12 protein-coding genes are annotated in these 10,331 nt (G+C 61.7%); 10 read left to right on the forward strand and 2 right to left on the reverse strand.

The window, feature by feature from the left end; genetic code table 11:
* Window positions 1-70 precede the first annotated feature (70 nt).
* The 5 genes from infB (at window position 71) to pnp (ending at window position 6,662) form a co-directional block, all read left to right on the forward strand.
* Window positions 71-2,794 (forward strand): translation initiation factor IF-2, encoded by a 2,724-nt coding sequence (gene infB, locus ECTPHS_RS07115; RefSeq protein WP_040405404.1) that lies wholly within the window; start codon window positions 71-73, stop codon window positions 2,792-2,794.
* Window positions 2,795-2,835: 41 nt separating this feature from the next.
* Window positions 2,836-3,225 carry a 30S ribosome-binding factor RbfA gene (rbfA, locus tag ECTPHS_RS07120; RefSeq protein WP_008932037.1) on the forward strand — a complete coding sequence of 130 codons (390 nt, stop codon included), beginning with the start codon at window positions 2,836-2,838 and terminating at the stop codon, window positions 3,223-3,225.
* Window positions 3,222-4,148 (forward strand): tRNA pseudouridine(55) synthase TruB, encoded by a 927-nt coding sequence (truB, locus tag ECTPHS_RS07125; RefSeq protein WP_008932038.1) that lies wholly within the window; start codon window positions 3,222-3,224, stop codon window positions 4,146-4,148. Before rbfA ends, truB begins: the two co-directional genes overlap by 4 nt.
* 104 nt (window positions 4,149-4,252) lie before the next feature.
* Complete coding sequence (gene rpsO / locus ECTPHS_RS07130) at window positions 4,253-4,522, forward strand: 30S ribosomal protein S15 (protein WP_008932039.1); 270 nt, start codon at window positions 4,253-4,255, stop codon at window positions 4,520-4,522.
* Window positions 4,523-4,571: 49 nt separating this feature from the next.
* Window positions 4,572-6,662: a polyribonucleotide nucleotidyltransferase gene (gene pnp, locus ECTPHS_RS07135; RefSeq protein ID WP_008932040.1), complete on the forward strand. Its 2,091-nt coding sequence runs from the start codon at window positions 4,572-4,574 to the stop codon at window positions 6,660-6,662.
* A gap of 55 nt (window positions 6,663-6,717) precedes the next feature.
* On the opposite strand, the gene ECTPHS_RS07140 is transcribed toward pnp, so the two are convergent.
* Window positions 6,718-7,272 carry a glutathione peroxidase gene (locus ECTPHS_RS07140; RefSeq protein WP_008932041.1) on the reverse strand — a complete coding sequence of 185 codons (555 nt, stop codon included), beginning with the start codon at window positions 7,270-7,272 and terminating at the stop codon, window positions 6,718-6,720.
* 55 nt (window positions 7,273-7,327) lie between these two features.
* Window positions 7,328-7,687 (reverse strand): cytochrome b5-like heme/steroid binding domain-containing protein, encoded by a 360-nt coding sequence (locus ECTPHS_RS14770; protein ID WP_168044649.1) that lies wholly within the window; start codon window positions 7,685-7,687, stop codon window positions 7,328-7,330.
* A 198-nt stretch (window positions 7,688-7,885) separates the two neighbouring features.
* On the opposite strand from ECTPHS_RS14770, the gene ECTPHS_RS07150 reads away from it, so the two are divergent.
* From ECTPHS_RS07150 to ECTPHS_RS07170, 5 genes are all read left to right on the forward strand, one after another.
* Complete coding sequence (locus tag ECTPHS_RS07150; protein ID WP_008932043.1) at window positions 7,886-8,068, forward strand: type II toxin-antitoxin system HicA family toxin; 183 nt, start codon at window positions 7,886-7,888, stop codon at window positions 8,066-8,068.
* A gap of 38 nt (window positions 8,069-8,106) precedes the next feature.
* Entirely contained in the window at window positions 8,107-8,517 is a 411-nt protein-coding gene (locus ECTPHS_RS07155; RefSeq protein WP_008932044.1) for a type II toxin-antitoxin system HicB family antitoxin, read from the forward strand.
* A 135-nt stretch (window positions 8,518-8,652) separates the two neighbouring features.
* Complete coding sequence (locus ECTPHS_RS07160) at window positions 8,653-9,270, forward strand: IS630 family transposase (protein WP_008932045.1); 618 nt, start codon at window positions 8,653-8,655, stop codon at window positions 9,268-9,270.
* Between the two features lie 170 nt (window positions 9,271-9,440).
* The gene (locus ECTPHS_RS15320) at window positions 9,441-9,575 is read left to right on the forward strand and encodes a hypothetical protein (RefSeq protein WP_256364678.1); all 135 of its coding nucleotides are present in this window, start codon (window positions 9,441-9,443) and stop codon (window positions 9,573-9,575) included.
* Window positions 9,575-10,331 (forward strand): helix-turn-helix domain-containing protein (locus tag ECTPHS_RS07170; RefSeq protein WP_008932047.1); only part of this gene is annotated, 757 nt, incomplete at its 3' end. The genes ECTPHS_RS15320 and ECTPHS_RS07170, both read left to right, overlap by 1 nt.

The raw sequence follows: 10,331 nt of genomic DNA on the forward strand, positions 1-10,331 counted from the left end.
GTGCGCACGCCCCGCGGCCTCGGGTCGCGGCCAGGGTTCGCAGAAGCATTCAGATCGGAGGTAACGGCACATGACCGACGTTACGGTGAAACAATTGTCCGAAGTAGTGGGGACGCCCGTGGAACGACTGCTGGAGCAGTTGTCCGAGGCGGGAGTGCCCGTTGCGGATCCCGATCAGACCGTCACCGAGGAGCAGAAGCTGCAGCTCCTGGAGCATCTGCGCAAGGTTCACGGCAAGACGTCAGAAGCCGGCCAGTCCCGGCGTATTACGCTGCGGCGCAAGAGCACCACGGAACTCAAGGTGACCAGCGCGCAAGGGCGTGCCAAGACCGTGAGCGTGGAAGTGCGCAAGCGCCGAACTTATGTGAAGCAGGGTGAGGCCGAGACTGCGGTGATTGAGGAAGCCCCCGAGTCTTCGGCGATGGAGAGCATTGCCGAGGCACCGCAACCGCAGTCTCCCGTGGCCAATCCCCCCGTCGATGATGTGGCGGCACCGGCCGTGGCGGAAGACGTGCCGCCGGCACCGCCGCAGCCCCAGCCGACCCCCGAAGAGCTGGAAATCCAGGCCAGGGAAGCCGAGCGGGCTGCCGCCGAAGCGGAACTGCGTCGCGCCGAGGACGATCGCCGCGCCGCCGAAGAGGCCGAGCGCAAGGCGGCGGAAGCCCTCAAGGCCCGTGAGCTGGAAATGATCAGGGAAGCCGAGGCCATGGCCCGCCGCGAAGCGGAACTCCAGACGCGCCAGGCCGTCGAGGAGGCTACCCGCAAGGAGGCCATGGAACGCGCCGCGGCGGCTGCTGCGGCAGCGGCGGCAGCGCCCGGCCCCGCGTCTCCCGCGGCAACCCCCGCGGCACCGGCATCGGACAATCCCCGTCGTCGTCGCCGTGGTAAGGAGCGCGAAGAGGTCGGCAAGTCCAAGCGGGAAGAACTGCACGTGGCCAGCGACAAGCGTGGTCGTCGTGGCAAGGGCAAGGCAGGACGCGCCGGCTCCGCCTCGGCGCCGACCGGCAAGCATGGTTTCGAGCGCCCCACCGCGCCGGTGGTGCGCGAGGTCAGCATCCCCGAGATGCTGACGGTGGGCGAGCTGGCCCAGAAGATGGCCATCAAGGCGCCCGAACTGATCAAGACCCTGATGGGCATGGGTGTGATGGCCACCATCAACCAGTCCATCGACCAGGACACCGCCACCCTGGTGGTGGAGGAGATGGGACATGTCGCCAAGCCCATGCAGGAGGCCGAAGTGGGCGAGGAACTGGCCCTGGAGACCGAGGAGATGGGCGAAGCCCTGCCGCGTCCTCCCGTGGTCACCGTCATGGGTCACGTGGACCACGGCAAAACCTCGCTGCTGGACTACATCCGCCGCACCAAGGTGGCTTCGGGCGAGGCAGGCGGCATTACCCAGCACATCGGCGCCTATCACGTCCCCTTCAAGAAGAGTACCGGGGTGACCTTCCTGGATACGCCTGGTCACGCGGCCTTTACCGCCATGCGTGCCCGTGGTGCCAAGGTCACCGACGTGGTGGTGTTGGTGGTGGCCGCCGATGACGGCGTGATGCCCCAGACCCTGGAGGCAATCCGGCATGCCCAGGCCGGTGAAGTGCCCATGGTGGTGGCGGTGAACAAGATCGACAAGCCCGAGGCGGATCCGGATCGGGTGAAGAACGAGCTGTCCCAGCACAACGTGATCTCCGAGGAATGGGGTGGTGAAACCCAGTTCGTTCATGTCTCCGCCAAGACCGGTGACGGCATGGAGCGTCTGCTGGAAGCCATCCACCTGCAGGCCGAGTTGATGGAACTCAAGGCGCCGAAGGAAGGCCCGGCCCGGGGCGTGGTCATCGAATCCCGCCTGGACAAGGGGCGTGGGCCGGTGGCCACCGTGCTGGTGCAGGCCGGTATCCTGAACAAGGGTGACGTGATCCTGGCCGGTCAGGAGTTCGGCCGCGTGCGTGCCATGTTCGACGAGAACGGCAAGCCCGAAAAGGCGGCCGGCCCCTCCATTCCTGTGGAGGTGCTGGGTCTGTCCGGCGTACCCAACGCCGGAGACGACATGCTGGTGGTGTCCGACGAGCGCAAGGCCCGCGAAGTGGCCCTGTTCCGTCAGGGCAAGTTCCGCGAGTCCAAACTGGCCACTCAGCAGGCCGCCAAGCTGGAGAACCTGTTCAGTCAGATGCAGGAAGGGGCCGCCTCGGTGGTCAATATCCTGCTCAAGGCCGATGTACAGGGTTCCGCCGAGGCGCTGCGCGACTCCCTGGAGAAGCTGTCCACCGACGAGGTCAAGGTGAAGATCGTGGCCGCCGGCGTGGGCGGGATCACCGAGTCCGACGTCAACCTGGCCAAGGCCTCCAATGCCATCATCATCGGCTTCAACGTGCGTGCCGATTCCGGCGCCCGCAAGGCGGTGGCGGAGCAGGAAGTGGATCTGCGCTACTACAGCGTGATCTACGAGGCCATCGACGACGTCAAGCAGGCCCTGACCGGTCTGCTCTCTCCCGAATTGCGGGAGGAGATCGTGGGTCTGGCCCAGGTGCGGGATGTGTTCAAGTCGTCCCAGTTCGGTGCGGTGGCGGGCTGTCTGGTCATCGAGGGTACGGTGCGTCGCGGTAACCCCATCCGCGTACTGCGCGACAACGTGGTTGTCTACGAAGGTGAGCTGGAATCCCTGCGTCGCTTCAAGGATGACGTCAACGAAGTGCGGACCGGCACCGAGTGCGGCATCGCGGTGAAGAACTACAATGACGTGAAGCCCGGCGACCAGATCGAGGTCTATCAGCGGGTGGAAGTGGCGCGGACGCTGTAATCGCCCGTATCCGATACGCGAAGGCCTGGAGATATTTCGAGATGCCTAGAGAATATTCCCGTGCCCAGCGCGTGGGGGATCAGATCCAGCGGGAGCTGGCCGAACTGGTGCGTGAGGAGCTCAAGGACCCCCGGGTGGGGATGCTCACCATCGCCGGGGTGGAGGTGAGCCGGGACCTGGCCCATGCCAAGGTCTTCTTCACCGTGCTCGGGGACGATGAGGCCATCAAGGTCACCTCGGAAGGACTGCGCAAGGCGGCCGGCTTCCTGCGTCGGGAGCTGGGGCGGCGCATGCGCATCCGCTCCATACCCGAGCTGCATTTTCATTATGACGATACCCAGCGCGAAGGTGCCCGCATCTCCGCGCTGATCGACCGGGCCGTGGCCGAAGACAAGGCCCGCCATCGGGATGACACCGACGACCCTTCATGAGCAAGCCAAGAATCCAGCGCCGTGATGTGCACGGCCTGATCCTGCTGGACAAGCCGGTAGGATACACATCCAACCAGGCCTTGCAGCGGGTCAAGTATCTGTTCAAGGCAAAAAAGGCCGGGCATACCGGCAGCCTGGACCCGCTGGCCACCGGTCTTCTGCCCCTGTGCTTCGGCGAGGCGACCAAGGTGTCTGCCTTCCTGCTGGACGCGGACAAGCAGTACCGCACCGTCTGCCGTCTGGGGGTGACCACCACCACGGCGGACGCGGAAGGGGAGGTGATCGAGACCCTTCCGGTACCTGAATTGGACGATGCTCGCATTGAGACCGTCCTTGACCGGTTCCGGGGTCCCATCGAGCAGGTTCCCCCCATGTATTCCGCCCTCAAGCATCAGGGCCAGAGGCTTTATGATCTGGCTCGCAAGGGGCGGGAAGTGGAACGGGCGCCGCGCCCGGTGACCATTCACCAGTTGCATTGCCTGGCCCGGACCGCGGATACCCTGACCCTGGACGTATCCTGTTCCAAGGGGACCTATATCCGCACGTTGGTGGAAGATATTGGTCGGGCGCTGGGGTGCGGGGCTCACGTGATCGAGCTGCGGCGAGTGGGGCTGACGCCCTTCGAGGCCCCCAGGATGGTGACGCTGGAGCAGATTGAAGCCCTGGCCGAGCAGGGTCCCGAGGCCCTGGATGCGGTATTGCATCCGGCCGACGAGGCCCTGAGGCACTGGCCCGAGGTTCGCCTGGATGCGGACAGCGCCTTCTATCTCGCCCAGGGTCAGGCGGTGTTCGTGCCGGGCCTTGCCCGTACCGGCTGGTTGCGGGTCTATGGTCCCGGTGATCGCTTCATGGGCATTGGTGAGCTTCAGGACGACGGCAAGGTGGCGCCCAAGCGGCTGATGATCCCTTCCAATTCAGGGTAAAGCCCTGTTCCAAACAGGGGGCGCGTGATAGAATCGCGGGCCTTCAACGAATGTAACGATTCCGGCCAAGAGGGTGCCGGGATCAATGCCAGGAGTCTTAGAGCATGTCCCTTAGCAGTGAAATCAAGTCCGGTATCGTGGAAAAGTACCAGCGCGGTTCTTCCGACACCGGTTCCCCGGAAGTCCAGGTGGCCCTGCTGTCCGCACGCATCCAGCACCTGATGGACCACTTTGCCAAGCACAAGAAGGATCACCACTCCCGTCGTGGTCTCCTGAAGATGGTCAACCAGCGCCGCAAGCTGCTGGACTACCTCAAGGGCAAGGATCAGGAACGCTACCAGGAGCTGGTGAGCAGCCTCGGCCTGCGCCGCTGAGTCTCGGCCGGAGCCTTCGAACAAGAACCAGTCAAAACCGGGATTCAACGTGCCGTCAATAAGCAAGTCGTTCCAGTACGGTCAGCATACCGTTACCCTCGAAACCGGCGAAATCGCCCGTCAGGCCTCCGGTGCCGTCATGGTCAATGTAGCCGGCACTGTGGTGCTGGTCACGGCCGTCGGTCGCAAGGAGGCAGTGCCGGGCCGGGATTTCTTCCCCCTGACCGTGAACTATCAGGAACGGACCTATGCCGCCGGCCGCATCCCGGGTGGGTTCTTCAAGCGTGAAGGTCGTCCCTCCGAAAAGGAGACCCTGACCTCCCGCCTGATCGATCGCCCCCTGCGCCCGCTGTTCCCCAAGGGCTTCACCAATGAAGTCCAGGTGGTGGCCACGGTGATGTCCCTGAATCCGGAAGTGGATCCGGACATCCCGGCCCTGCTGGGCGCCTCCGCCGCGGTGGCCCTGTCCGGCCTGCCGTTCGCCGGTCCCATCGGCGCCGCCCGGGTGGGTTATGTGGACGGTCAGTATGTCTTGAACCCCGACCTGTCCCAGCTCAAGGAATCCGCCCTGGATCTGGTGGTGGCCGGTACGGCCAACGCCGTGATCATGGTGGAATCCGAAGCGGCCATGCTCTCCGAAGAAGTGATGCTGGGCGCCGTGATCTACGGTCACGAGCAGATGCAGGTGGCGATCCAGGCCATCCAGGAACTGGCCGCCGAAGCCGGCAAGCCGGCCTGGTCCTGGCAGCCCGCGCAGGACAACACCGATCTGCGTACCCGCGTGGCCGAAGCCTGTCATGCCGACCTGACCGCCGCCTATCAGGTGGCCGAAAAGCAGGAACGCACCCAGCGCATCGCCGAGGTCCGTGAAGCCGTGGTGGCCCGCCTTGCCGATGGCGAGGAAGGTTCCCCCCTGGCCGAAGAGGTCAAGGAGATCTTCCACGATCTGGAAAAGCGCATCGTGCGCGATCGCATCCTGGACGGCCAGCCCCGTATCGACGGCCGCGACACCCGCACCGTGCGTCCCATCGACGTGCGCGTCGGTGTGCTGCCCCGTACCCACGGTTCCGCCCTGTTCACCCGTGGCGAGACCCAGGCCATCGTCACCGCCACCCTGGGCACGGATCGGGATTCCCAGATCATCGATGCCATCGAGGGTGAGCGCCGCGAACGCTTCATGCTGCACTACAACTTCCCGCCCTACTGCACCGGTGAAACCGGCATGGTGGGCTCGCCCAAGCGCCGTGAGATCGGCCATGGCCGTCTGGCCAAGCGGGGCGTGCAGGGCGTGATGCCGGCGGAAGGCGACTTCCCCTATGTGCTGCGCGTGGTGTCCGAGATCACCGAATCCAACGGTTCCAGCTCCATGGCTTCCGTCTGTGGTACCAGCCTGGCCCTGATGGATGCCGGCGTGCCCCTGAAGGCGCCGGTGGCCGGTGTGGCCATGGGCCTGATCAAGGACGGTGACCGCTTTGCGGTGCTGACCGACATCCTGGGTGATGAAGATCACCTGGGTGACATGGACTTCAAGGTGGCCGGCACGGAAGAGGGCGTCACCGCCTTGCAGATGGACATCAAGATCGACGGCATCACCCGTGACATCATGGAGACCGCCCTGGCTCAGGCCCGCGAAGGTCGCCTGCACATCCTGAGCGAGATGAACAAGGTTATCAGCACGCCGCGGGTCGAGATGTCCGCCTACGCCCCGCGTTTCATTACCATTCGTATCAATCCGGAGAAGATCCGCGACGTGATCGGCAAGGGTGGCGCCACCATCCGCGCCCTGACCGAAGAGACCGGCGCCACCATCGACATCGATGACAGCGGTGTGGTCAAGATCGCCTCCGTGGACAAGGAAGCCGGTGAAGAAGCCCGTCGTCGGATCGAAGAGATCACCGCCGACGTGGAAGTGGGCCGGATCTACGAAGGTCGCGTGGCCAAGATCATGGACTTCGGCGCCTTCGTCACCATCCTCCCCGGTCGCGACGGTCTGGTGCATATCTCCCAGATTTCCGAAGAGCGCGTGGAGAGCGTCTCCGAGCGCGTCAAGGAAGGCGAGACCGTCAAGGTCAAGGTCCTGGAAGTGGACAAGCAGGGTCGCATCCGCCTGAGCATGAAGGCGGTCAACGAGGCTTCCTGATAAGTCCCTAAAGCCCCTCTCCCTGATCAAGGGGAGAGGGGCTTTTTTGTGTCTTTCATTCCCGCAGCAGTCTTTCCACCGCCGCCTCAAAACGCCGGGAATCCGGTGACACCATGCTGGAGAAGGTGGCCACCACCTGTCCCTCCCGGTCCACCAGGTACTTGTAGAAATTCCATCTCGGCGCCCGGCTTTGCCGTGCCAGTTCCTGGAAGATGGGATGGGCCGCGTCACCCCGCACGCTGATGGGGGCGAACATGTCGAAACTTACGCCGAAGTTCTGAAAGCAGACCCGGGCTGTGTCCGCTTCATCATCCGCTTCCTGACGAAAGTCGTTGGACGGAAATCCCACCACCTTCAGCCCCTGGTCCGCATATTTGCGATGCACGGCTTCCAGGGCGGAAAACTGTCCGGTGAAACCGCAATGACTGGCGGTGTTTACGATCAGCAGGGGGTGCCCGGCGAACCGCTCCCGCAGGTTGACCACCTCGCTGGAGTGCAGGCGCCGCAGATCATGGTCAAACAGATCACCATGGCCCGGCGCTTCCCGGGCAAGGAGGCCGGGCCCCCAGGGCAGGGTGATCAGCAGGGCGGTCAGAAGAAATCGACGCATGGCGGGGCTCCGGGTGGGTGTGAGCTTTCAGACCCCGGTTTAAAGCCCAAGTTCTCTAGTCGGTTTCTTCCAGGGTGCCGATGAGATAGCGCTGGAGCAGACGCGCCGCCAGACTGCTGTGGGGTTCGCCGTAGCTCTTGGTTTCCCAGGCCTCGGTGCTTTCCTTCCCGCACCAGACCAGCATCATGCCTGCCGGTCCCGGATGATTCGGCACGTAGGGGGTGAGGTCATAGACCTTGCCGTGAATGGCCATCCAGCAGTCATCCGGGCTATGGTGCTCCGCCACCTGTTCAAGGGTGAAGACGGGGAGCGTGGCTTCGGTTTCATTCGCCGTGGCCGGCGTGAAGGCCATGACCGCGAGCAGACAGAGCATCGGCGGCAGCGTGAAGGGAAGACGTGGGTGCGGGTGTCTCATGGCAGGCCTTTTTCTTTGAGGGAGGGAGGCTTCGTCTCCAGCATGCACCGATTTGCCTGCCAAAGCCATGCGGCAGCGCAAGGATGGCCGGGGCTGGATCATGCGGATGACCGAGGCGCGGTATGCGTTGCCGTTTTGTTGACGGAAGATAACTCCAGAGTTATGTTCACAAGGGAGCGTTGAAACAGGAGCAGGGTGGTGCAGAGCAAAGACCTGATCAAGGCACTGGAAGCTGATGGTTGGTATCTCGACCGCATTAAGGGCAGTCATCACGTCTTCAAGCACCCAACCAAGCCTGGATCAGTACCCGTGCCACACCCGAAGAAGGATCTGCCCACCGGTACCGTTAACAGCATCATGAAGCAAGCCGGGCTGAAGTAACCTCGTGGGCATGCTTCAGCTTGGCAGGAGAGAGAGCCATGCAATATCCCATCGCCATCGAATGGGGTGACGAACACACCGCCACCGGCATCGTATTCCCGGATATTCCCGGCGCGATCACCGCCGGCGATACTGTCGAGCAGGCCTACGAGATGGCTGTCGAGGTTGCGCATATCCAGCTGGAAGAGCTCGCCGCGGCGGGTAAGGCGATTCCCATGCCCGGGAATATCACTGAGCACCGCCAGAAACCCGATTTTGCTGGCTGGGGGTGGGGGCTGGTCGAGATCGATCTCACCCCCTATCTGGGCAAGACGGAAAAGATTAACGTCACCCTGCCTGGCCGCGTGGTGAAGCAGATCGATCAGTATGTGACCCTGCATGGCATCAAAAGCCGATCAGCCTTTCTGACCCGAGCGGCTCTGCATGAGCTGGAGCGTAACGCCGGCTGAGCTTTACCGAGTTGCGGCGTAAAGCCCCCGGATGTATCCGTGGGGATATAAGCCGCGTCTTGCGCGACAGCGCAAGACGGTATACGTTTTGAACTGTGGCGATACTCACCAAGACAATCAAACTTCTCGGTGTCGATGGAGGTTCCCGACGCCAAAGAGACAGACCGCTGGATCGGAGTGGATCGAGGGCAGAATGTCCCGGCTGTGGCCGCAACACCCGATGGCCCCGTTATCTTCTGGAAAGCCAAGCAGATTCGTCATGTACGAAGAATCTACGCTCATCGTCGCCGGAAGCTGCAAAAAGCCGGTAAACACCGGGCCGTCAAAAAGCTGGAGTCCAAGGAGGGGAAGGCGGAGATCCACTGGGGTGATGAGACGGGTTTGAGGTCGGATTGCCAGCATGTGAGAGGCTATGCGCCCAAGGGGCAGGCGCCGGTATTGCGGCAGAACGCCAAGCGCGCATCCATCAATCTGATTTCCACGATCACCAATCGCGGCAAGGTGCGTTTCCGAATTTATGAAGGCACTATGCATGCGGGTCTTCTGATTGACTTCATGAAGCGTCTGGTCAAGAGCTGTGACCAGAAGATTTTTCTGATCCTGGATAATCTCCGGGTGCATCATGCGTATAAGGTCAGGGACTGGCTGAGTGACCACAAAGATGAAATCGAGGTCTTTTATTTGCCACCGTACTCGCCTGAGCTGAACCCCGATGAATACCTAAAATTGCGATCTCAAGGCTGGCGTTCATAGCGGTCCACCTGCGCGCAACAAGGAACAACTGAAGCAGAAGGTAATGTCTCATATGCGCAAGCTGCAGAAACTGCCCAAGCGGGTTGCCAGCTATTTCCAAGCCAAGGCAATTCAGTATGCAGCAGCATAGCTATTTAATTGTCGGGTTAATAAGACGCCGGAAGGAGGAATTGGAACTATACAAGCTCTTTGCTTCAGATCCCGCTTTCAATGCGGCGTGGAGTCAGAACATCGAAAAGGTGCTGAGCAAAAACTGGGATAAAGGGCACGGTGTTAATCTGGCCCTGGAAAAGGAGTGCCGCTGATGTATGAAAATATGTCCGACCTGCTCAGACAAATCGCCTTGGGAGAAGACTCGGTGCTTGAACTCAAGGCCGTGGAATTCATCGGTGAAAAAGTGATCGGCCCGCATAAGAATGGCATGGCGGACGAACTGGCAGCTATGGCAAATACGGTATCAGGGATCATTGTTTTGGGAGTGGATGACAAGACTAAAGAGATCCGTGGGATACCCCCGGAGAAACTGGACTTCGTTGAAGGCTGGCTGCGCTCCATTTGCAACGATTCGATTGACCCTCCCCTGGATTGCGTGATTCGCAAGTGCATTGTGCCCGATCAACACGGCAATGAGAAAATCATCCTGAGAGTCGATGTCCCTCGCAGTCTGTTTGTCCACAAAAGCCCTAATGGTTATTTTCGCCGAATCGGTAGTTCCAAACGCGAGATGAAACCAGATGTCCTTGCACGATTATTCCAGCAGCGTAGTCAGGCACGCCTTATCCGTTTCGATGAACAGACGGTTCCGGGCACAGGGGTCGATGATTTGAACTCCAGACTGTGGAACAGATTTCGTACCGTCATCTCACCCAGGGTGGATCAGGAGTTTCTCGAAAAGATGAAGCTTGTTTCTAAGGACGAAGACGGCACTCTGCGAGCCACGGTCAGCGGTATTTTGATGGCTTCGGATGCACCTGAGTCTTTCATGTCCAGCGCGTTTATTCAGGCTGTATGTTACCGGGGTACCGAGCGCAATGCGGCCTACCAACTGGATGCCAAGGACA

The sequence above is a fragment of the Ectothiorhodospira sp. PHS-1 genome (assembly GCF_000225005.1).
Taxonomy (GTDB): domain Bacteria; phylum Pseudomonadota; class Gammaproteobacteria; order Ectothiorhodospirales; family Ectothiorhodospiraceae; genus Ectothiorhodospira.